Genomic DNA, 20,873 nt, shown 5'->3' with positions numbered 1-20,873 from the left:
CATGAAACGAGCCGCTATACTCGGGCCGTTCCGTACCCCACGCCGGAACGACCAGACCCGTAGCCCGGAAACGACATCATGCGCCCGCAGCCGCTCGCCGCTTGTCTTGCTCTGGCCGTCCTCCTGCCCTTCGGGGCCGCCGTGGCCGCTCCTGCACCCGCTTCACCTCCGTCCGCCCCTGGCGCTCCAGCGCCGCTTCCGGCCCCGCAGGCACCGGCGCCGGCCGCCGCCCTCACCGGCAATTTCGACAACGGCCGGGTCCTGGCATACACCTGCCAGGGCTGCCACGGCATCACCGGTTACAAGAACGCCTATCCCAGCTACCGCGTGCCGAAGATCGGCGGGCAGAGCGAGCAGTACCTGCTGCAGGCCCTCACCGAGTACCGCCATGGCAAGCGTCGTCATCCGACCATGCAGGCGCAGTCGATGAGTTTCAGCGAACAGGAGATCGCCGATCTCGCTGTTTACCTGTCCACCGTCAAGTAAGGCACGCCTACATGTCGAAAGCCGCGCAGTTCACGCGTCATGCCATCGCCTTGTCCGTCGCCGTCCTGATGGCCGCCTGCTCGCCGTCGCACGAAGACAGCAGCACGCAGTCGCCCGACCAGCCGGGCCAGGCCAGTGGCGATCTTCCCGCTCCTTCATCGTCTGCCGGATTGCCGGCCGGTCGCCCCGCCGCCGGTGAGGCGCGTGCGCAGGTCAAGGGCAAGGCCACCGGGCAGAGCTGCATCGACTGCCACGGTGCCGATGGCAACGCGCCGATCGACCCCACCTACCCCAAGCTGGGAGGGCAATACAGTGATTACCTGGCGCACGCGCTGCAGGCGTATCGCTCCGGCGATCGCCAGCACGCGTTGATGACCCCGCAGGCGACCGGCATCAGCGATCAGGAGATCGCCGACCTGGCCGCCTATTTCGCTTCACGCCCGACCCAGCTGCGTGACCTGCACGGGGTCAAATAAGCCCGCTGAAAACGCGTGACGGCCAGCGGCCGTCACCCACCCAGACAACGGAGCGACCCGGGTAGCGCCGACCCATGGTCGGCGAGCGCAGCCGCAGGGCCGTTGACGGCCAACGGTCGTCACCCCCCCCAGGCAACGGAGCGACCCGGGTAGCGCCGACCCATGGTCGGCGAGCGCAGCGGCAGGGCCGTTGACGGCCAACGCTCGTCACCCCCCCCAGGCAAAGCACTGACGGCCAGCGGCCGTCACTACCCTGCGCGCGCGTGGCGCCGGTTCAGGCGTCCAGTTCCTGCCAGCGCGCGTAGGCGGCATCCAGCTCGGCCTGCACCTTGGCCAGCTTCTGATTGTGCGCGGCCATGTCCGGCGCGCTGCGCTGGTAGAACGCCGGATCGTTCATCGCAGCAGTCAGCCCTTCGACGTCCTTTTCCAGCGCTTCAATCTTAAGCGGCAGCTGTTCCAGCTCGCGCGCGTCCTTGTAACTGAGCTTGCGCTTGGCCGGCGTCGGTTCGGCGGCGGCCACCGGTGCGGCAGCAGCGGCCGGGCGGCTCGCCACCACCGGCGCGTTGGCCTGCTGCGCGGCCACGAAGGCCGCATGGCGCTGCCAGTCGCTGTAGCCGCCCACGTAGTCGCCGACCACGCCTTCGCCTTCCATCACCAGCGTGGAGGTCACCACGTTGTCGAGGAAGTCACGGTCATGGCTGACCAGCAGCAACGTGCCGGTGTAATCACCGAGCAGCTCTTCCAGTAGCTCCAGCGTTTCCACGTCCAGGTCGTTGGTCGGTTCGTCCATCACCAGCAGGTTGGACGGCTGCGCGAACAGCTTGGCCAGCAACAGGCGGTTGCGCTCACCGCCGGACAGGCGGGTGATCGGCGCGCGCGCACGTTCGGGGGTGAACAGGAAGTCCTGCAGATAGGCGTGCACGTGCTTGCGCTTGCCGTTGAATTCGATGAAATCGCGGCCTTCGGCCACGTTCTCGATGGCGGTCCAGTCTTCGCGCAGCACCGACCGGTACTGGTCGAAATAGGCGATTTCCAGGTTGGTACCGGCGCGCACTTCACCGCGGTCCGGTGCCAGATCGCCCAGCAGCAGCTTCAGCAGCGTGGTCTTGCCGCTGCCGTTGGGACCGATCAGGCCGATGCGGTCGCCACGCAGGATGGTGGCGGAGAAATCGCGCACCATGCAGCGCTCGCCGAAGGAGAACGACACGTCCTTGATGTCGATGACCTTCTTGCCGGAATTGGCAGCCTGGGCCGCTTCCATCCTGACGTTGCCGCTGATTTCGCGGCGCGACGAGCGCTCGTTGCGCATCGCTTCAAGGCGGCGCACGCGGCCTTCATCGCGGGTCCTGCGGGCCTTGATGCCCTGGCGGATCCACACTTCTTCCTGCGCCAGCATCTTGTCGAAACGGGCGTTTTCCTGGGCCTGTGCGTTGAGCCGTTCTTCGCGGCGGCGCTCGTAGTTGGCCCAGTCGCCCGGCCAGCTGGTGACCTGGCCACGATCGATTTCCACGATGCGGGTGGCCAGCGCGCGCAGGAAGCGACGGTCATGGGTGACGAACACCACGCTGCCGTTCCAGTTCTTCAGGAACATTTCCAGCCAATCGATGGCTTCGATGTCCAGGTGGTTGGTCGGTTCGTCCAGCAGCAACAGGTCCGGGCTGGACACCAGCGCGCGGCCCAGCAGCACGCGCCGCTTCATGCCGCCGGACAGGCGTGCGAATTCGGCATCGCCATCCAGGTCCAGCTTGGTCAGGGTTTCGCTGACGCGCTGGTCCAGGCCCCAGCCGTTGGCGGCATCGATCTTGGCCTGCACCGCGCCCAGCGCATCGCCGTCGAACTCTTCGGCGACGCTCAGGTGGTGGAACTCGGCCAGCCACTGGCCCAGTTCGCCCAGGCCTTCGGCGACCACGTCGAACACGCTGCCGGCGGCGCCGTGCGGCACCTCCTGTTCCAGCCGGGTCACGCGGACGCCCTGCTGCACGCGGACTTCGCCATCATCGGGCTTGTGGTCGCCGGACAGCAGCTTGAGCAAAGTGGATTTGCCGGCGCCGTTGCGGCCGATCAGGGCGATACGCTCGCCCGGCTCGATCGACAGTTCGGCTTTTTCCAGCAACAACGGGCCGCCGACGCTGAAGTCGACGTTCTGCAAGGTAATCAGAGGCATGCGGGTATTGTAAGGGGTTAACCCCGTACAATGCGCCATGAATGAATTCTCGACCCTGCCGCTGAGCCCGGCCCTTCAGCCTGGCCTGGAAGCGCTCGGCTACACGACCCTCACCGCCATCCAGGCGCGCAGCCTGCCGGCCATCCTCGACCGCCGCGATGTGATCGCCCAGGCCCCCACCGGCAGCGGCAAGACCGCCGCCTTCGGGCTGGGCCTGCTGCAGGCACTGGATCCGGCCACCCAGCGGGTGCAGGCGCTGGTGCTGTGCCCCACCCGCGAGCTGGCCGACCAGGTCGGCAAGCAGATCCGCAAGCTGGCCACCGGCATCCCGAACATGAAGCTGCTGGTACTGACCGGCGGTTCGCCGCTGGCGCCGCAGCTGGCCTCGCTGGAAGCCCACCACCCGCACGTGGTGGTCGGCACCCCCGGCCGCGTGCAGGAACTGGCGCGCAAGCGCGCGCTGAACCTCGGCGCGGTGCGCACGCTGGTGCTGGACGAAGGCGACCGCATGCTGGACATGGGCTTTGAAGAGCCTATCCGCGAAATCGCCGGGCGCACCCACAAGGACCGCCAGACGCTGCTGTTCTCGGCCACCTTCCCCGATGCGATCCGCGCGATCGGCCGCGACGTGCTGCGCGATCCGGTGGAAGTGACCGTGGACGGCGCCGACGATGCTCCCTCCATCCGCCACCTGTTCTGCGAAGTGGAGCCGGCGCACCGGCAGAAGGCGCTGGCCGGGTTGCTGCTGAAGTACACGCCGGAATCGGCGGTGGTGTTCTGCAACACCCGCAAGGATGTGGACGAAGTCGCCAATTCGCTGCAGCAGTTCGGCTTCTCCTCGCTCGCCCTGCACGGCGACATGGAACAGCGCGACCGCGAAGAAGTGCTGGTGCGCTTTGCCAACCGCAGCTGCAACGTGCTGGTGGCCAGCGACGTGGCCGCGCGCGGGCTGGACGTGGAAGACCTGGCGATGGTGATCAACTACGAACTGCCGACCGATATCGAAACCTATCAGCACCGCGTTGGCCGTACCGGTCGTGCCGGCGCCAGTGGCATGGCGATCAGCCTGGTGGCCGGCCGTGAGAAGTCCCGCGCCGAGGCGCTGGAGGCGCAGCGTGGCAAGCCGCTGGACTGGCAGAAGACGCCGCTGGCGACCTCGCGCCCGGCCGAACTTCCGCAGGCCGCCATGCGCACCCTGCGCATCGATGGCGGCAAGACCGACAAGCTGCGTCCCGGTGACATCTTGGGCGCGCTGACCGGCGATGCCGGCCTGGCCGGCAAGCACATCGGCAAGATCGCGATCTACCCCACGCGTTCGTACGTGGCCATCGCCCGCGAGCACGCCAACCGGGCCGTGGCCAAGCTGGAAGAAGGCAAGATCAAGGGCCGCAGGTTCCGTACCCGCGTGATGTAAGCCGGCAGCGGTGACGACCAGCGGTCGTCACTACCGGAGCCGCGGCGGTAGCGCCGAGCCATGCTCGGCGGCCGTGGACCTCAATAAACCAGTTCGGTATGCAACGGCAGGCCGGCTTCCCAGCGGCCACGGCCGCCCAGTCCGACCAGTTCCACCAGCACGCCGGCGCCGACCACGTCCACGCCCAGTCGACGCACCAGCGACAGCGCCGCCACCAGCGTGCCGCCGGTCGCCAGCACGTCATCGATGATCGCCACGCGGGCACCGGCCGGCAAGGCGTCGGCATGCACTTCGATGCAGTCGCTGCGGTATTCCAGCGTGTATTCCTCGCGCAGCACCTTGCCCGGCAGCTTGCCCGGCTTGCGCACCGGTACGAAGCCCACACCGAGCTCCAGCGCCATCGCCGCGCCCAGGATGAAGCCACGCGACTCGATGCCGACCACGGCATCCAGCCGCAGGTCTCGCCAGCGCGCGCTCATGGCCTGGATCGCCGCACGGAAATCATCGCCATCGGCGAGCAGCGGCATGATGTCCTTGAACAGGATGCCCGGCTTGGGGAAATCAGCGATGTCGCGCAGGCGCGATGCCCACTGCGGTTCGACGTGTGCGTCGGTCATTGCAAGGCCAGCGTTGTAGGGCGGCATAGGGTAACAGGCCGGTCGGCAGGCTGCTGTCGGTGGACCCGATGGCCGGCGGCTCAGGAACTGCAGGACAGCATCGAACAACCTGCCTTGTGATCGGCCCACGCCGGACGCTTGCCGGCGTAGTGCTCCAGCCCGGCACGTTCGGTATACGGATCACGCAACACCTCCTGCAGCGCCTGCACGCCCCCCATGTCGCCTTGGCTGGCGCGTTCGATTGCCTCCTGGGCCAGCCAGTTGCGCAGCACGTACAGCGGGTTGGCGCGCGTCATCCGCGCAATGCGTCCGGATGCCTCGAGAGGATCGGCATGCAGGCGCGCAGCGTAGTCACGCAGCCATTGCAGCAGCGGCTCGCGCACGGCCGCCTGGCGTGCGGGGTCATAGAACACGCCATCGAGCACCCCCGCATCCGGCGCAGCCACGTCCAGCCGGATCAGCGCGCGGTAGGCCAAGGTCATGTCCATCGCCCCGTCCTGCATCAGCTGCTGCCAGCGTTGGTGCAGCTGCAGGTCGGCCTCATCGGCTGCCGACAGGCCCAGCTTGGCAGCCACGTCGCGGCGGGTGCAGGCGGCCAGCGTGGTCTGGAAGGCCTCCAGTCCGGTCTGCAGCGGCTGCACGTCGGCGAACAGCGGTGCCAGCGCCTGCGCCAGCCGGGTGAGGTTCCAGAACACCACCTGTGGCTGGGTGCCGAAGCGGTAACGGCGTCCCTGCGCGTCGGTGGTGTTGGGCGTCCACTCCGGATCGTAATCTTCCATCCAGCCGTACGGGCCGTAGTCGATGGTGAGACCGAGCACGGACATGTTGTCGGTGTTCATCACGCCGTGGACGAAGCCCACGCGCATCCAGTGCGCCACCATTTCCGCACTGCGCACGGCGATCTGGGCGAACCAGTCGCCCAGCAGCGATTCGCCACTGCCCTGCAGCTCGGGGAAGTCCCGCGCGATGCAGGTTTCCGCCATCTGTTGCAGCAGCGCCTGCTCGCCGCGTGACGCGGGCAGCTCGAAGCTGCCGAAGCGCAGGAACGACGGCGCCACGCGGCACACGATGGCACCGGGTTCGATCTCAGGATGACCGTCGTAGAACATGTCGCGCAGCACGCCCTCGCCGCTGCCGACCAGCGACAGCGCGCGCGTGGTCGGCACGCCCAGATGGTGCATCGCCTCGCTGCACAGGAATTCACGGATCGACGAACGCAGCACCGCACGCCCATCGGCGCCACGCGAATAGGGCGTCGGTCCGGCGCCCTTCAGCTGCAGCTCCCAGTGGCGACCGTCGGCAGTGACCAGTTCGCCCAGCGAGATCGCCCGTCCATCGCCCAGTTGGCCGGCCCAGCGGCCGAACTGATGTCCGCCATAGTTGGCGGCCCAGGGCTGCATGCCTTCCAGCAGCGCGTTGCCGGCGAACACCTCGGCGAAGTCAGTGCTGCCGACAAACGCGGCCGGCAGTCCCAGCAGGTTGGCCACTTCAGGCCATACCGCCAGGGTGGAAGGCGCCGCGACAGGGGTCGGCATGACCGCCGACCAGGCCGCACCGCGCACTTCGCGGCGTTGGTTGGACGGGTCCGGATCGCCGGGCAGGCGCAGGATCAGGCGGTTGTCGAAACGAAGGGTGTCAGCAGTATCCATGCCCCCGACATGGGGGCGGCCGGACGCAGCGGCAAGACGCACTCAGCGCCCGCTGAGCGCCTGCAGGCTGCCACCGCGGGCCACCGCGCGCTGGTAGCCCGGGCGCTGTTCTATACGCTGCAGGAAGCCGCGCAGTGCCGGCTTGTCGGCCAGCCCGTCGCCGCGGCTGGCGGCGGCCTGGATCGGGAAGCTCATCTGGATATCGGCGGCGGTGAAGCGCTTGCCGGCAAACCACGGGGTTTCCACCAGGCGCTGTTCCATCCAGTCCAGGTGCAGGCGGCGCTGCGGCCCGACGAAGCCTTTCTCGGCCTTGTCGGCGATCGCGCGCGCGATGGGTTTTGCGAAGAACGGCATCGGCGCGTTGCGGATCCTCGACATCACCAGGGTCAGCAGCATCGGCGGCATGGCCGAGCCTTCGGCGTAATGCAGCCAGTAACGGTAGGCCATGCGCTCGTCCGAACCGGCCGGCAGCGGCGCAGGCGACAACACACGCTCACTGTCGTAGCTGTCGGCCAGGTAATCCAGGATGGCACCGGATTCGGCCAGCACCCGCGTGCCGTCCTGCAGCACCGGGGCCTTGCCCAGCCCGTGCACCTGCCGCAGTTCAGGCGGCGCCAGCATGGTCTTCGGATCGCGCGCGTACTGCTTCAGCTCGTAGGCCAGCCCGAGTTCTTCCAGCATCCACAGCACGCGCAGCGAGCGGGAGTTGTCGAGGTGGTGGACGGTGAGCATGCGGGCGATCCGTGTAGTCAGGTAGGTACAGGGTAGAGAGGGGGGATTGGGGAAAGCGTGACGACCAACGGTCGTCACCCACCGCGATCAACGCGACCGCAACGCGGGCAAAAAAAAACGCCGGAAGCTTTCGCTTCCGGCGTCTTTGGCTACCTTACGGCAGCAAGCGGATCAGACCGCCTGCACCTGGTCAGCCTGCATGCCCTTCTGGCCCTGCACGGCGACGAAGGTCACCTTCTGGCCTTCCTGCAGCGACTTGAAGCCGTTGCCCTGGATGGCACGGAAGTGCACGAACAGGTCCGGGCCGCTTTCCGGGGTGATGAAGCCGAAGCCCTTGGCATCGTTGAACCACTTGACGGTACCGCTCTGACGATCAGACATCTTTGAAACTCCTGAAACAATGTGAAATAAATCGCAGCCACCGGATATCGGGGCCGAGACTGAGTTGCAGGCGTTGGCAAAGCGGATCGATGGAGCAGATCGTGAGATCAACTGCACCAGGCCACGATTTACGGTGACCCTAGCAAACACAGTGAGACGGACGATACGCGTGTTTGCTCCAAAAAGCGATAGGCAGTGCGTTCATGGTCTACCACCCCGGCGCAGCTGTGCCAAGGCGCGAGGCCGGATCGGGGTCCGGCGAAGCTCCCAATTCAGCTTTCCGCCTACTCCATGCCCGGTCCACGCAGCGTAAAGCTGCTGGTGAAGCGGCGCGGTTCCCCGTCGATGGGATCGCTGAACGACAGACCGCAGGCCAGCAGTTGCAGGGGACGGCAATAGTCACCCGGCGGCTGAGGCGCGTAGGCCGGATACAGGTCATCGCCAAGGATCGGCGCCCCCAGGGCCGCCATGTGCACGCGCAGCTGGTGCTTGCGCCCGGTCACCGGCTGCAGCCGATAGCGCCAGGCCGGCCCCGTGCGGTCAAGCACGTCGATGAGGGTCTCGCTGTTGGGCTCGCCCTCCTCTTCGCGCATGCAATGGAACGGCTCGCCCTTCTGCAGCCGGCTGCGGCGCTGCAGCGGGAAGCACCGCCCGGGCAGCGCAGGAGCCAGCGCCTCGTAGACCTTGGCGATCCGCCGCTCCCGGAACAGCCGCTGGTAGGCATCCCGGCTTTCAGGGCGGGTGGAGAACAGCACCAGCCCGGCGGTCAGGCGGTCCAGCCGGTGCAGCGGCACCAGGTCGGTATTGCCGGTGGCGGCCATCAACCGCGCCAACAGGGTCTGCTGGACGTGGCCGCCGGCCGGCACAACCGGCAGGAAATGCGGCTTGTCCGCCACCAGCAGGTGGGCGTCGTGGTGCACGATGCGCTCGGCGAAGGGGATGACCGGTTCATCTTCGACTTCACGGAAGTAGCGGATTTCCAGCCCCACCTGCCACGGTTGGCCCGGGAGCAGTGCCCTGCCCTGCGCATCCTGCACCCGCCCGCGCGCGAAACGATCCTGCCACTGGGCGCGGCTGATCCGCGCAAAGCGGGCGCACAGCCCGTCCAGCAGGCTCTTCCAGTTGCCCGGGGGCAGTTGGAGACGACTGGCGGCAACGACGGGAAGGATCGGATCGGACGGGGTCATGGCGCACCCATTATCATGGTGCTCTTTGTCCACGGAAGCCTCATGGCCCTCACCGCCACCATCCGCAAGGCCGAGTTGCAGATCAGCGACATGGATCGCGGCTATTACGCGACCCACAACCTCACCCTCGCCCAGCACCCGTCGGAGACCGACGAGCGCTTGATGGTGCGTCTGCTGGCTTTCGCGCTCAATGCCGAGGACCGGCTGGAGTTCGGCCGCGGGCTGAGCACCGATGACGAACCGGATCTTTGGGAACAGGACTACACCGGTGACATCCTGCGCTGGATCGACCTGGGCCACCCGGACGAATCGCGCGTGCGCAAGGCCTGCAACCGCAGCCGCCAGGTGCAGGTGGTGACCTACGCCGGGCATGCCTCGGATGTGTGGTGGCAGAAACAGGGCAAGGCGCTGGAGCGCTTCAGCAACCTGTCCGTGCTCGACCTGCCCGGCGCCTTCGTGGAGCAGTGGAGCCAGCAGATCCAGCGTGCCATGCGCTGGAGCGTGCTGATCCAGGATGCCGAAGTACAACTGATCAACGACCAGATGCAGCTGGATGTCATCCCGGTCTGGCGCAAGCGCGCCAAGGAGTGAGTGGCGTGGCGGCAACGCGGTGCGATGTGCTGGTGATCGGCGCGGGCGCGGCCGGGCTGATGTGTGCGCTCACCGCCGGACAGCGCGGCCGCGTGGTGCAGGTGATCGACCATGCCAACAAGGTCGGCAAGAAGATCCTGATGTCCGGCGGCGGCCGCTGCAACTTCACCAATACCGGCACCACCGCGGCCAACTTCGTGTCGGCCAACCCGCATTTCTGCAAATCCGCCTTGGCCCGCTACACGCCTGCGGATTTCATCGAGATGGTCGAGCGGCACCGCATCGCCTACCACGAGAAGGAACTCGGCCAGCTGTTCTGCGACGTGTCGTCCAAGCAGATCGTCAAGATGCTGGTGGATGAATGCGTGGAGGCCGGCGTGCAGGTCCGCACCGACTGCGCGGTGCAGCGGATCGAACGCGGCAGCGACGGCTTCCACGTGCAGACCACCCACGGGACGTTCTTCGCCGCCTCGCTGGTGGTGGCCACCGGCGGGCTGTCCATCCCCAGCCTGGGCGCCACCGGCTTCGGCTATGAGATCGCCAGGCAGTTTGGCCACGACGTACTGCCGACGCGCGCCGGACTGGTGCCGCTGACCCTCAGCGGCACCCACCAGCAGCGCCTGGCGGACCTGTCCGGCGTGGCGCTGCCGGTGGAAGCGCGCAGCAACGGCATGGCCTTCCGCAACTCGCTGCTGATCACCCACCGCGGCATCAGCGGCCCGGCGATCCTGCAGATTTCTTCTTTCTGGCAACCTGGTGATGCGCTGGAACTGGACCTGCTGCCGGGCCAGGACGCCGAGCAGTGGCTGCGCGCGATGAAACGCGAGCGCCCGGACGCGGCCCTGCGCACCGTGCTGGCCGAGGTGCTGCCCAAGCGCCTGGCGCAGCGCCTGTGCGAGCACTGGCTGCCGGACCGTCCGGTCAAGCAGATCGATGAGCCACAGCTGCGCCAGGCCGCCGCCCTGCTCGCCGGCTTCCCGCTGGTGGCCAGTGGCACCGAGGGCTACCGCACCGCCGAAGTCACCCTGGGCGGGGTGGACACCGCGCAGGTGTCCTCCTCCAGCTTCGAATCGCGCAAGGTGGCCGGCCTGTATTTCATCGGCGAGGTACTCGACGTCAGCGGTTGGCTGGGCGGCTACAACTTCCAATGGGCGTGGGCCAGCGGCCATGCCGCCGGCAGCGTGGCGTAGGGGCCTGCGCATGGACCTGCGGGCGCGCATCGTGTATCTAATGGGCAGCTTGGGGAGCCTTTGAATGCAGAACTCGAATGACATCACGCTGCGCCTGGTGATCGTGGATGACAGCGGCGAGAACGCTGAAGCGATCGTCAGCGCGCTGCGCAACAGTGGCATCGCGGTGCGGCCTTCGCGGCCGCAGGACGTGGGCGAACTGGGGCAGGTGCTGGCGACGCAGCCGATCGACCTGGTGCTGGCCGCGCCGCAGCAGTCGATCAGCCTGCCGCAGGTCTCCCTGCAGATAGCCGCCAGCGGCAAGGACGTGCCGCTGATCCTGCTGGTGGACCACATCGAAGAGGACGCGCTGGTCGAAGCCAGCGCGCACGGCCTGCGCGCACTCGCGCTGCGGCCGCGGCCGGAACACCTGCTGGCGGTGGTGCGCGACCAGTGGATCGACCTGCAGGCACGTCGCGGCCTGCGCCGGATCGAGGCGCAGATGCGCGAGACCGAACGCCGCTGTGACGCGCTGATCGCTTCTTCGCGCGACCCCATCGCCTATATCCACGAGGGCATGCACATCCGCGCCAACGATGCCTACCTGGAGATGTTCGGGTTTGAAAGCTTCGACGACGTGGAAGGCATTTCGCTGCTGGACATGGTGGCCGCCCAGCACGTGGAAGGCTTCAAGCAGCTGCTGAAGGGCCTGAGCAAGGGCGAGGCGCCGCCGCCGCAGTACCAGATCGATGCCCGCCACCAGGATGGCAATGCGTTCGCAGCGACCATGGAGTTCACCAGTGCGAGCTACGAAGGCGAATCGTGCCTGCAGGTGGTGTTCCGCCGCCGGCTGGAACTGGACCCGGAGCTGGCCCGCGAAGTAGAGGAGCTGCGCCAGCGCGACCAGGTCACCGGCCTGCTCAACCGTCCCACCTTCATGGTGCAGGTGGAAAACGCTGTGGCCCAGGCCAGCCGCGGCGAAGGCCGTTCCGGCCTGCTGCTGGTCGAGCCGGACCATTACGCCCGCCTGCTGCCGGACATCGGGCTGGATTCAGCCGATGCGCTGATCGCCTCCATGGCCGCGTTGCTCAACGATACGGTCGGCAGCCAGGCGCAGCTGGCCCGCTTCGGCGAGCACAGCTTCGCGGTGCTGCTCGACGGTGCCTTTGCCGATACCGCAGCCTTGGCCGAACGCATCCGCAGCGCCTACGCCGCGCATGTGTTCAGCATCGGTGAGCGCTCGGCCACCGTCACCGTCAGCATCGGCGGCGTACAGGTCGGCGAGAAGATCGCCAGCATCGGCCAAGTGCTGGCGCGCGCCACAACGTGCCTGCAGGCCGCGGCCGAGCTGGGCAACAGCGTGCGCATCTTCGACCCGGCCGCCACCGACCGGGTGGAGGAAGAGCGGATCGCACGCTGGGTCGCGCGCATCCGCGAAGCCGTGGAAGGCGATGGCTTCCAGCTGCATTACCAGCCGGTGCTGAACCTGCAGGGGGAATCACGCGAACTGTACGAGGCCTACCTGCGGCTGGACCACAACGGCGAGCTGATGAGCCCGGTCGCCTTCCTTGCCATCGCCGAGGAACACGGCCTGCTGGCCGACATCAACCGCTGGGTGGTGCGACGCGCCATCGCCATCCTTGGCGAACGCCAGCGTGCCGGCCATGCCACCCACATGCTGGTGAAGATCACCCCGGAATCCTTCGCCGATCCGTTGCTGATCAGCACGCTGAAGCAGGAACTGCAGGCGCATGGCGTGCCCGGTGACCGGCTGTGGCTGCATGCCCCGGAATCCAAGGTCTTCACCCACCTGCGCAACGCCCAGCAGTTCCTGCAGGCGGTCGCCCCGCTGGGCTGCCGGATCGGGCTGGAGCAGTTTGGTTCGGGGCTGGATTCGTTCCAGCTGCTGGCGCATTTCCAGCCGCAGTTCCTGAAGCTGGATCGCGGCTTCACCCGCGACGCGGCGAGCACGCGCGAGAACTTCGACAAGATCAAGGAAATCACCGAACGCGCACAGGCAGCCAACATCGCCACCGTCGCCGAGTTCGTCACCGATGCCAACTCGATGACCCTGCTGTTCAGCGCAGGGGTGGATTACGTGCAGGGTGAGTTCGTCGGCGAGGCTACGCCGCGGATGGACTTCGATTTCGGCTGAGGCATCCGGCCCCGGGTGGGTGACCGGTGGCTTCAGCTGGGTGACGACCGTTGGCTTCAGGTGGGTGACGACCAAAAGTCGTCACCTGCCCGACTTCAGGTCATGTCGACCAGGTTGTCGATCTTCACGTCCGGATCCACGTCGGCGTCATAGTCCACGCCCTCCACGCCGAAGCCGAACAGGCGCAGGAAATCGGCCTTGTAGCCTTCCAGATCGCTGATCTCATACAGGTTCTCATCGGTCACCTGCGGCCACAATGCAAGCACTTCGGCCTGCACGCCCGGCGCCATTTCCTTGTAGTCCGCGCGCAGGCGGCCGGCATCGTCGATCAGCTCCACGTGGCGGCCCTCGGCATCGGTCAGGTCATGGCGCAAGCGCTCCGCCGCCTTGCCCTCGGCCTTGCCGCCGTAGAGGATGTCGTACAGCACGTCGAGCTGCTCGATGCAGCCCTCGTGGGTGCCCTTTTCCTTCATCACCTTGAACAGCAGCGACAGGTACAGCGGCATGGTCGGGATCGCAGAACTGGCCTGGGTGACCACTGCCTTCAGTACCGACACGCGGGCATCGCCGCCGATCGCGGCCAGCTTTTCGCGCAGGCCCAGCACCTTCTGGTCCAGGTCCTTCTTGGCCGCACCGATGCTGCCGTTCCAGTAGATCGCCTGGGTGATCTCTTCACCGACGTAGGTGAAGGCGGTGGTGGTGCAGCCGTCGGCCAGCACGCCGGCTGCAGCCAGCGCGTCGATCCACATCTGCCAGTCTTCCCCACCCATCACCGCCACGGTGCCGGCGATCTCTTCGTCGGTGGCCGGCTCCAGGTGGGTTTCGGTCAGCTTGACCTTGTCGGTGTCCAGGCCGCGCAGGGTGATCGGCGCGCCGATCGGCTTGAGCGTGGAGTTGATCACTTCGCCGGTCTTCGGATGCTTGCGGCGCGGTGACGCCAGGCTGTAGACCACCTGGTCGACCTGGCCGAGGTCGGCCTTGATCAGCGCGATGACCTGGTCCTTCACTTCATCGGAGAACGCATCGCCGTTCACGCTCTTGGCATACAGTCCGGCCTGGCCGGCGTACTTGTGGAACGCGGCCGAGTTGTACCAGCCGGCGCTGCCGGGCTTGGTCTCGCTGCCGGGCTTTTCGAAGAACACGCCCAGGGTGGCGGCGTCGCTGCCGAAAGCGGCGGTGATGCGCGCAGCCAGGCCGTAGCCGGTGGAGGCGCCGATCACCAGCACGCGCTTGGGACCGTTGACGATCTTCGGCCGGGCGCTGATGTAGTCGATCTGCTGCTTGACCGCCGCATCGCAGCCGGTGGGATGGGTGGTGACGCAGATGAAGCCGCGGACGCGCGGTTTGATGACCATGGATACCTCGGTGTGGGACAGGTGCGGTCGCGCTGGCGCGCGTGCACGAAACGCTGGAATCGTAGTGTGCGGGGGGAATATGCACAACCGACGGGGGCGTATGCAGCGCATGGTTCCGAGGGAGCCGCCGGGCCGGGATGGGACACGCCGCAAGTACGTCCTTGTAGGCGGCGTCGCCGCATCCATGCGGCTCAGCGTCCCACCCCGCCCCGGCAGCTCCCTCTCCTGACAGATTCCTCGTGCCGCGTGGCGTGTGCGGGGAGGAAAAAAGCAAAGAAAAAGCCGCACTTTCGTGCGGCTTTTTCGGTCTTTCCGGCTGCCTTTTTTATGGGCGGCGGGCCAGGGCTTCTTCGTCCTTGGCCTTGGGCAGCAGGTCCTGCTTGGTCACCGCCAGCACGCCCATGGTCAGCAGTGGGCAAGCGATGAAGATCGAGGACAGGGTGCCGATCACCGCGCCGATCATCTGGCTCAGGGCCAGCCCTTCCAGCGAACCGCCACCGTAGATGTACAGCGCCAGCACCGACAGGAAGAACACCAGCGAGGTGATGATGGTGCGCGACAGGGTCTGGTTGATCGAACGGTTCATCACTTCCAGTGGCTCGACGCGCAGGCTGCGGAAGTTCTCGCGGACTCGGTCGAACACCACGATGGTGTCGTTGATGGAGAAGCCCATCACCGACAGCAGGCCGGCCAGCACGGTCAGGTCGAACTCGCGGCCGCTGAAGGAGAAGTAGCCGGCCACCACCAGCACGTCGAACAGGGTGGTGATGATGGCCACTACCGCGAACTTCCACTCGAAGCGGAAACCGATGTAGATCAGGAAGCCGACCAGCACGAACAGCGCGGCGTACAGGCCGTTCAGGGCCAGCTCCTTGCCGACCTGCGGACCGACAAACTCCGAAGACAGCACGGTCGCTGCATTGCCTTCCAGCGATACCGCCGAGCGCACCGCCTCGGCCGTGCGGTTGTTGGCATCGCCGACGCTCTCGCCTTCGGCCTGGGCCTGTGGCTGCAGGCGGATCAGCAGGTCGCTGCCGCTGCCGAAGCTCTGCACCTGGGCGCCACCATATCCGGCGGTCTCCAGGTGCCCGCGCACCGCGTCTACATCGGCCGGGCGGTCAAAGCGCACTTCCACCACGGTCCCGCCGGTGAAATCCAATGCGTAGTTGAAGCCCTTGCCGATGATGCTGCCCAGCGCGGCGATGAACACCAGCGCGGCGATGCCGATGGCGATCCATCGGGTGCGCATGAAGTCGAACTTGGTGTCGTTCGGGATCAGGTGGAGCGGAAACAATTTCATGGTATCGATCCTTTTCCCGTCAGATGGCCAGGGTCTTGAGCTTCTTGCGGCTGCCGTACAACAGCACCGCAAGGGCGCGGGAAACGGTGATGGCGGTGAACATCGAGGCGAGGATGCCGACGATCATGGTCACGGCGAAACCCTTCAACGGACCGGTACCGAACGCATACAGCGCCACGCCGGCCAGCATGCCGGTCAGGTTCGCGTCGAGGATGGTGCCCGATGCTTTTTCGTAACCGGCCACGATGGCGGCCTTGGCGGGCATGCCCGCACGCAGCTCTTCGCGGATACGCTCGTTGATCAGCACGTTCGCATCCACCGACAGGCCGATCGACAACGCCAGGCCGGCAAAGCCCGGCAGGGTCATGGTGGCACCGAACAGCGACATCACCGCGACCACGATCAGCAGGTTGAACAGCATCGCCACCGAGGTGATGACACCGAACATGCGGTAGTAGACGGTGAAGAACACCAGTGTGAACAGGAAGGCGAACCCCACCGCGGTGACACCGCGCTCCACGTTCTCCGCACCCAGGCTGGGGCCGACGATCTTTTCTTCCACGAAGTCCATCGGCGCGGCGAGCGAGCCGGATTTGAGCAGCTTGGCCAGGTCTTCGGACTCACGCTTCTCCAGGCCGGTGGTCTGGAAGTTCTTGCCGAACACGCCGTTGATGTTGGCCACCGAAATGACCTCTTCCTTGACCCGGAAGCTGCGCACTTCCTTGCCATCCACGGTTTCAACGCTGGGGATGCGCTCGGTGTAGACCACCGCCATCGGCTTGTTCACGTTGGCGCTGGTGAAGTCGAACATGCGCTGTCCGCCGACATTGTTCAGCGTCACGCTGACCGCCGCCGAACCGTTCTGGTCGGTAGTGGCCTGGGCTGCGACCATCTGGTCACCGGTGACGATCACGCGCTTGGCCAGCAACACCGGGCCGCGGTTGTCGCGCAGCTGGTAGACCTTGGCTTCGGGCGGAATGCGGCCGGTGGCGACGGCGTCCTGCGCGTTGCCTTCGATGACCGCGCGGTATTCCAGGGTGGCGGTGGCACCGATCATGCGCTTGGCTTCGGCGGTGTCCTGCACGCCAGGCAGCTGCACGACAACGCGGTCGGCACCCTGGCGCTGGATGATCGGCTCGGCCACGCCGAGCTGGTTGACGCGGTTGCGCAGCGTATTGACGTTCTGCTCGATGGCACCGTTGGCGATGGCGGCCAGTTCGGCGTCGGGCAGGCTGACGATCACCCGGTTGCCGGTGACTTCAAAGCCCAGCGTCGGCTGCGACTTGAACAGCGCATCACGGGCACGCAGTCCAGCGCCCTCGCCTGCGCTCGGGCTCAGGTTGGCGACGATGGTGTTGTCCGCGCGGCGCTCGACCGACTGGTACGGAATACGCGCATCCCGCAGGGTGGTACGCACGTCTTCGGTGTAGCTGTCCAGGCGCTTGTCCAGCGCGGCCTTCTGGTCCACCTGCAGCACGAAATGCACGCCGCCCTGCAGATCCAGGCCCAGCGTCATCGGCCGCGCGCCCAGGTTCGACAGCCAGTCCGGCACGGTGGAGGCCAGGTTCAGCGCCACCACGTAATCCTCGCCGACGCTCTGCTTGAGCACGTCGTTGGCGGCGGTCTGCGCCTGGATGTCGGACAGGCGGACGATCAGGCTGTCGCCTTCCACCTCGGCCGCCATCGGGGTGACACCGGCCTGCTTGAGGTCGGCCAGCACGCGGTCACGCAGCGCTGAATCCACCAGGCCGCCGCGGTTGGCGGTGATCTGGATGGCCGGATCCTTCTGGTAGATGTTGGGCAGCGCATACAACGTACTGATCGCAAGGACGATCAGGATGACGAAGTACTTCCAGCGTGGAAATTCGAGCATTGCGAGGTTCCCGCGCGGCGCCATCCCCGGCGCCGCGGTTGTGCTTCAGAAAAGGGAGTGGATCAGACAGCCGACTTCAGGGTACCGGCCGGCAGCACGTTGCCGACAGCGCCCTTCTGCACGCGGATGCGCACGTGGTCAGCCACTTCCAAGGTGACGAAGTTGTCGCCGATGTCGGTGACCACGCCGGCGATGCCACCGTTGGTCAGCACTTCGTCGCCGCGCTTGATCTTCTCCAGCATGGCCTTGTGTTCCTTCTGCCGCTTCATCTGCGGGCGGATCATCAGGAAGTACATGATGGCGATCAGGATGACCGGGAACAGCAGGGTGGTCATGGTGAAGCCCTGCGGTTGGCCGCCGGCAGCCTGGGCGTGGGCGGCGGGAATCAGGAAAGCAAGCAGGTTCATCGTGGAGTCCTTTGGTTGGGCGGCGCTCCGGTGCCACGAGTGGCCGGGCGCGACCGCAGATCGGTGTCAGCCGTGAAGTATGCCACGGGCCCAGGGATTCGTCCTTGGGCACTTCGGCAGGGGGCGGCCGCTCAAAGCGGCGGGACGGCAGCCCCCCGGGCTGCGTAGAAAGACCCACGGAAGGCCTCGAAGGTTCCCGCGGCGATGGCGGCGCGCATGTCGGCCATCAGCTTCTCGTAATAGAACAGGTTGTGGAGGGTACCCAGCATCGGCGCCAGCATTTCATTGCAGCGGTCCAGGTGGCGCAGGTAGGAGCGGGTATAACCGCCGCTGCAGGCGAAGCAGCCGCAGCCCGGTTCGATCGGGTCCATGTCGCGCTCGTAGCGGGCGTTGCGGATGCGGACGGTGCCGAAAGAGGTGAAATAGTGGCCGTTGCGCGCGTTGCGCGTGGGCATCACGCAGTCGAACATGTCCACGCCGCGGGCCACGCCTTCCACCAGGTCTTCCGGCCGGCCCACGCCCATCAGGTAGCGCGGGCGGTCTGCCGGCAGCACCGGATCCAGGTGGTCCAGCATGGCGTTGCGTTCATGCTCGGGTTCGCCCACGGCCAGCCCGCCGATGGCGTAGCCATCGAAACCGATCTGCTGCAGGGCCTCGGCAGAGCGGCTGCGCAGGTCGGTATGCACTCCGCCTTGGACGATGCCGAACAGCGCGGCATCGTTGCCCAGGCCATCGTGGGCCTCGCGCGAACGCTGGGCCCAGCGCAGGCTGAGCTCCATCGAGCGGCGCGCGACGTCTTCGGTGGCCGGGTACGGCGTGCATTCGTCGAAGATCATCACCACGTCCGAATCCAGCACCTTCTGGATCTTCATGCTTTCCTCCGGGCCGAGGAAAACCCGGGCGCCGTCGGTGGGCGAGGCGAAGGTCACGCCCTGTTCGGTGATCTTGCGGCGATGTGCCAGCGAGAACACCTGGAATCCGCCGGAGTCGGTCAGGATCGGGCCATCCCAGCGCGCGAAGCCGTGCAGGCCGCCGTGGTCGGCGATGACATCCAGGCCCGGGCGCAGGTACAGGTGGAAGGTATTGCCCAGGATGATTTCCGCGCCCAGGGCGCGCACCTGGTCGGGGAAGATGCCCTTGACCGAGCCATAGGTACCAACCGGCATGAACGCGGGGGTTTCCACGGTTCCGCGCGGGAAGGTCAGGCGGCCACGGCGGGCACGGCCATCAGTGGTCTGGAGCTGGAACTGCAGTCGGGACATGGTGCGGTTGTTCGGGACAGATAGCTTTGTATTGTCTCGCACTTTTCGGTTTACCGCGAAAGGCGTGGCGCCCTGGATGTCTGCGAGGGGCGCGGGCGGGGCAGGCTGCACGGGACACGCCGTGAACCCGTCCATGGGGGCTCCCGTTCGGCTCCTGCCTCACAGGGTCCCATGCAACCTGCCCCACCCACGCCTTCCGCATTCCGCGCCCGCCGCGGTGGCCGGCCGCAGGCCGGCCGCTTTTCATCCCCCACCCACCGCACGGGCGCTCCTTGCCGGCCGCGCGCATGAACGTGTCAGGAGCCAGCGGATGGGGGCAGGCAGGACGCTTGGAGCCCCGGATGGGCGGAAAGCAGCCCCCATGGATGGGTTCACGGCGTGTCCTGCCTGCCCCCATCCGCTGGCTCGGCCCGGATCAGGGAGTCGCGCAGACGAGCAGAAAACCGCTCAGCCCTGCGGGAACAACAACATCGCATCGCCGTAGCTGAAGAAGCGGTAGCGCTGCTCGATCGCATGCCGGTACGCTTCGAACACCCGCTCCTTGCCCGCGAACGCGGAAATCATCATCAACAGCGTGCTCTCCGGCAGATGGAAATTGGTCACCATCGCATCCACGCTGCGGATCCGGTAGCCGGGGGTGATGAAGATCTGGGTCTCCCCGGCGAACGGCAGCAGCTCGCCATCGCGCATCGCGCTTTCCAGCGCCCGCACCACCGTGGTCCCCACCCCGATCACCCGGCCACCGGCCTCGCGCGTGCGCCGCACCTGCTGCACCAGCTCGGCGCCGACGTTCAGCCATTCGCGGTGCATCACATGGTCTTTCAGATCGTCCGCGCGGACCGGCTGGAAGGTGCCTGCGCCCACATGCAGGGTGACATGGCCAAAGCCCACGCCCTTGGCCTGCAGCGCGGCCAGCAGCGCATCATCGAAATGCAGGCCGGCGGTCGGCGCGGCCACCGCACCGATCTCGCGGGCAAACACGGTCTGGTAGCGCTCGCGATCGTCCAGCCCGGGCTCGCGCTGGATATACGGCGGCAACGGCAGCCGCCCGGCATGCAGCAACCACTGCTCCAGCGCTTCGGGCACATGGAACTGCAGCACGTAGAACTCGCCATCGCGACCCAGCACTTCTACTTCGCCACCGGCGTCCAGGGCGATCCTGCTGCCCGGCTTGGGGGTCTTGCTGGCCCCCACCTGCGCCCTTGCCTGCTGCGCGCCCAGCAGGCGTTCGATCAGGATCTCCACCCGGCCGCCGGTCGCTTTCTGGCCGAACAGCCGCGCGGGGATCACCCGGGTATCGTTGAACACCAGCAGATCACCTTCGCGCAGCAGCGCGGACAGGTCGCGCACATGCGCATCCTGCAGTGCGCCTGGCGCCGGCGGCACCAGCAGCAGGCGGCTGGCCGAGCGCTCCGGCAGCGGCGCCTGGGCAATCAGTTCAGCGGGAAGGTCGTAATGGAAATCGGACTTCTTCAAGGGAACACGCAGCAACAGGTCGGCAATGGCGCGCATTGTACGACCGGCCACCGATGGACAACGTAGCTGGCGGCAAACGCCGGCGAAAATGCTGCCATGCAGCAGCGAACGGACGGGGTTATCGCGCAAAAAACCGCGTGCTAGCATCGAAACGGAAGTCCGAATGCACGAGCCATGAC

The 20,873-nt window shown here is 66.7% G+C and carries 18 protein-coding genes; 6 read left to right on the top strand and 12 right to left on the bottom strand.

What is annotated here, in order from left to right; translation table 11 throughout:
- Window positions 1–78 precede the first annotated feature (78 nt).
- Together CXG43_RS09550 and CXG43_RS09545 are read left to right on the top strand one after the other, a co-directional pair.
- Window positions 79–486 carry a cytochrome c gene (locus tag CXG43_RS09550; protein ID WP_101099754.1) on the top strand — a complete coding sequence of 136 codons (408 nt, stop codon included), beginning with the start codon at window positions 79–81 and terminating at the stop codon, window positions 484–486.
- An 11-nt stretch (window positions 487–497) separates the two neighbouring features.
- Complete coding sequence (locus CXG43_RS09545) at window positions 498–962, top strand: cytochrome c (RefSeq protein WP_101099753.1); 465 nt, start codon at window positions 498–500, stop codon at window positions 960–962.
- Between the two features lie 274 nt (window positions 963–1,236).
- Here CXG43_RS09545 and CXG43_RS09540 read toward each other — a convergent pair whose 3' ends face one another.
- Window positions 1,237–3,126, bottom strand: coding sequence for an ATP-binding cassette domain-containing protein (locus CXG43_RS09540; RefSeq protein ID WP_101099752.1), 1,890 nt, complete (start codon window positions 3,124–3,126; stop codon window positions 1,237–1,239).
- A 37-nt stretch (window positions 3,127–3,163) separates the two neighbouring features.
- Here CXG43_RS09540 and dbpA point away from each other — a divergent pair, with 37 nt between their 5' ends.
- Window positions 3,164–4,540: an ATP-dependent RNA helicase DbpA gene (gene dbpA / locus CXG43_RS09535; protein WP_042614920.1), complete on the top strand. Its 1,377-nt coding sequence runs from the start codon at window positions 3,164–3,166 to the stop codon at window positions 4,538–4,540.
- A gap of 80 nt (window positions 4,541–4,620) precedes the next feature.
- Here the strand turns inward: dbpA and CXG43_RS09530 are convergent, their stop codons facing one another.
- From CXG43_RS09530 to CXG43_RS09510, 5 genes are all read right to left on the bottom strand, one after another.
- Window positions 4,621–5,157 (bottom strand): adenine phosphoribosyltransferase, encoded by a 537-nt coding sequence (locus tag CXG43_RS09530; protein WP_101099751.1) that lies wholly within the window; start codon window positions 5,155–5,157, stop codon window positions 4,621–4,623.
- An 80-nt stretch (window positions 5,158–5,237) separates the two neighbouring features.
- Window positions 5,238–6,806 carry a YdiU family protein gene (locus CXG43_RS09525; RefSeq protein WP_101099750.1) on the bottom strand — a complete coding sequence of 523 codons (1,569 nt, stop codon included), beginning with the start codon at window positions 6,804–6,806 and terminating at the stop codon, window positions 5,238–5,240.
- 42 nt (window positions 6,807–6,848) lie between these two features.
- Complete coding sequence (locus tag CXG43_RS09520) at window positions 6,849–7,538, bottom strand: glutathione S-transferase (protein ID WP_101099749.1); 690 nt, start codon at window positions 7,536–7,538, stop codon at window positions 6,849–6,851.
- A 171-nt stretch (window positions 7,539–7,709) separates the two neighbouring features.
- The gene (locus CXG43_RS09515) at window positions 7,710–7,919 is read right to left on the bottom strand and encodes a cold-shock protein (protein WP_042615064.1); all 210 of its coding nucleotides are present in this window, start codon (window positions 7,917–7,919) and stop codon (window positions 7,710–7,712) included.
- Window positions 7,920–8,203: 284 nt separating this feature from the next.
- Complete coding sequence (locus CXG43_RS09510) at window positions 8,204–9,106, bottom strand: pseudouridine synthase (protein ID WP_101099748.1); 903 nt, start codon at window positions 9,104–9,106, stop codon at window positions 8,204–8,206.
- Window positions 9,107–9,148: 42 nt separating this feature from the next.
- Between CXG43_RS09510 and CXG43_RS09505 the strand changes: the two genes are divergently transcribed.
- From CXG43_RS09505 to CXG43_RS09495, 3 genes are all read left to right on the top strand, one after another.
- Window positions 9,149–9,697, top strand: coding sequence for a YaeQ family protein (locus tag CXG43_RS09505; RefSeq protein ID WP_042615066.1), 549 nt, complete (start codon window positions 9,149–9,151; stop codon window positions 9,695–9,697).
- Between the two features lie 5 nt (window positions 9,698–9,702).
- Window positions 9,703–10,887, top strand: coding sequence for an NAD(P)/FAD-dependent oxidoreductase (locus CXG43_RS09500; RefSeq protein ID WP_101099761.1), 1,185 nt, complete (start codon window positions 9,703–9,705; stop codon window positions 10,885–10,887).
- A gap of 64 nt (window positions 10,888–10,951) precedes the next feature.
- The gene (locus tag CXG43_RS09495; protein WP_101099747.1) at window positions 10,952–13,021 is read left to right on the top strand and encodes an EAL domain-containing protein; all 2,070 of its coding nucleotides are present in this window, start codon (window positions 10,952–10,954) and stop codon (window positions 13,019–13,021) included.
- A gap of 95 nt (window positions 13,022–13,116) precedes the next feature.
- Here the strand turns inward: CXG43_RS09495 and fabV are convergent, their stop codons facing one another.
- The 6 genes from fabV to queA form a co-directional block, all read right to left on the bottom strand.
- Window positions 13,117–14,376: an enoyl-ACP reductase FabV gene (fabV, locus tag CXG43_RS09490; RefSeq protein ID WP_101099746.1), complete on the bottom strand. Its 1,260-nt coding sequence runs from the start codon at window positions 14,374–14,376 to the stop codon at window positions 13,117–13,119.
- 325 nt (window positions 14,377–14,701) lie between these two features.
- On the bottom strand, window positions 14,702–15,676 hold the full coding sequence (gene secF, locus CXG43_RS09485; RefSeq protein WP_101099745.1) for a protein translocase subunit SecF: 975 nt from the start codon (window positions 15,674–15,676) through the stop codon (window positions 14,702–14,704).
- 19 nt (window positions 15,677–15,695) lie between these two features.
- Window positions 15,696–17,549 carry a protein translocase subunit SecD gene (gene secD, locus CXG43_RS09480; RefSeq protein ID WP_182655621.1) on the bottom strand — a complete coding sequence of 618 codons (1,854 nt, stop codon included), beginning with the start codon at window positions 17,547–17,549 and terminating at the stop codon, window positions 15,696–15,698.
- A 62-nt stretch (window positions 17,550–17,611) separates the two neighbouring features.
- Window positions 17,612–17,956, bottom strand: a complete 345-nt coding sequence (yajC, locus tag CXG43_RS09475) for a preprotein translocase subunit YajC (RefSeq protein ID WP_101099743.1) — start codon at window positions 17,954–17,956, stop codon at window positions 17,612–17,614.
- Between the two features lie 131 nt (window positions 17,957–18,087).
- The gene (gene tgt, locus CXG43_RS09470) at window positions 18,088–19,218 is read right to left on the bottom strand and encodes a tRNA guanosine(34) transglycosylase Tgt (RefSeq protein WP_101099742.1); all 1,131 of its coding nucleotides are present in this window, start codon (window positions 19,216–19,218) and stop codon (window positions 18,088–18,090) included.
- 447 nt (window positions 19,219–19,665) lie between these two features.
- Entirely contained in the window at window positions 19,666–20,730 is a 1,065-nt protein-coding gene (gene queA / locus CXG43_RS09465) for a tRNA preQ1(34) S-adenosylmethionine ribosyltransferase-isomerase QueA (protein WP_101099741.1), read from the bottom strand.
- Window positions 20,731–20,873 lie beyond the last annotated feature (143 nt).

It is taken from the genome of Stenotrophomonas sp. Bg11-02 (assembly GCF_002836635.1).
Classification (GTDB): Bacteria; Pseudomonadota; Gammaproteobacteria; order Xanthomonadales; family Xanthomonadaceae; genus Stenotrophomonas; species Stenotrophomonas lacuserhaii.
Note: the sequence above shows the minus strand (reverse complement) of the source record. Positions and strands in the feature narration are given on the sequence as shown.

Bases quoted from the DNA above. Each gene is read 5' to 3' on its own strand.
- fabV (WP_101099746.1), bottom strand. From the start codon at position 14,376: ATGGTCATCAAACCGCGCGTCCGCGGCTTCATCTGCGTCACCACCCAT.
- queA (WP_101099741.1), bottom strand. From the start codon at position 20,730: ATGCGCGCCATTGCCGACCTGTTGCTGCGTGTTCCCTTGAAGAAGTCC.
- CXG43_RS09525 (WP_101099750.1), bottom strand. From the start codon at position 6,806: ATGGATACTGCTGACACCCTTCGTTTCGACAACCGCCTGATCCTGCGC.
- CXG43_RS09515 (WP_042615064.1), bottom strand. From the start codon at position 7,919: ATGTCTGATCGTCAGAGCGGTACCGTCAAGTGGTTCAACGATGCCAAG.
- CXG43_RS09495 (WP_101099747.1), top strand. From the start codon at position 10,952: ATGCAGAACTCGAATGACATCACGCTGCGCCTGGTGATCGTGGATGAC.
- yajC (WP_101099743.1), bottom strand. From the start codon at position 17,956: ATGAACCTGCTTGCTTTCCTGATTCCCGCCGCCCACGCCCAGGCTGCC.
- CXG43_RS09550 (WP_101099754.1), top strand. From the start codon at position 79: ATGCGCCCGCAGCCGCTCGCCGCTTGTCTTGCTCTGGCCGTCCTCCTG.
- dbpA (WP_042614920.1), top strand. From the start codon at position 3,164: ATGAATGAATTCTCGACCCTGCCGCTGAGCCCGGCCCTTCAGCCTGGC.
- CXG43_RS09520 (WP_101099749.1), bottom strand. From the start codon at position 7,538: ATGCTCACCGTCCACCACCTCGACAACTCCCGCTCGCTGCGCGTGCTG.
- secF (WP_101099745.1), bottom strand. From the start codon at position 15,676: ATGAAATTGTTTCCGCTCCACCTGATCCCGAACGACACCAAGTTCGAC.
- CXG43_RS09505 (WP_042615066.1), top strand. From the start codon at position 9,149: ATGGCCCTCACCGCCACCATCCGCAAGGCCGAGTTGCAGATCAGCGAC.
- CXG43_RS09540 (WP_101099752.1), bottom strand. From the start codon at position 3,126: ATGCCTCTGATTACCTTGCAGAACGTCGACTTCAGCGTCGGCGGCCCG.
- secD (WP_182655621.1), bottom strand. From the start codon at position 17,549: ATGCTCGAATTTCCACGCTGGAAGTACTTCGTCATCCTGATCGTCCTT.
- CXG43_RS09530 (WP_101099751.1), bottom strand. From the start codon at position 5,157: ATGACCGACGCACACGTCGAACCGCAGTGGGCATCGCGCCTGCGCGAC.
- CXG43_RS09510 (WP_101099748.1), bottom strand. From the start codon at position 9,106: ATGACCCCGTCCGATCCGATCCTTCCCGTCGTTGCCGCCAGTCGTCTC.
- CXG43_RS09545 (WP_101099753.1), top strand. From the start codon at position 498: ATGTCGAAAGCCGCGCAGTTCACGCGTCATGCCATCGCCTTGTCCGTC.
- tgt (WP_101099742.1), bottom strand. From the start codon at position 19,218: ATGTCCCGACTGCAGTTCCAGCTCCAGACCACTGATGGCCGTGCCCGC.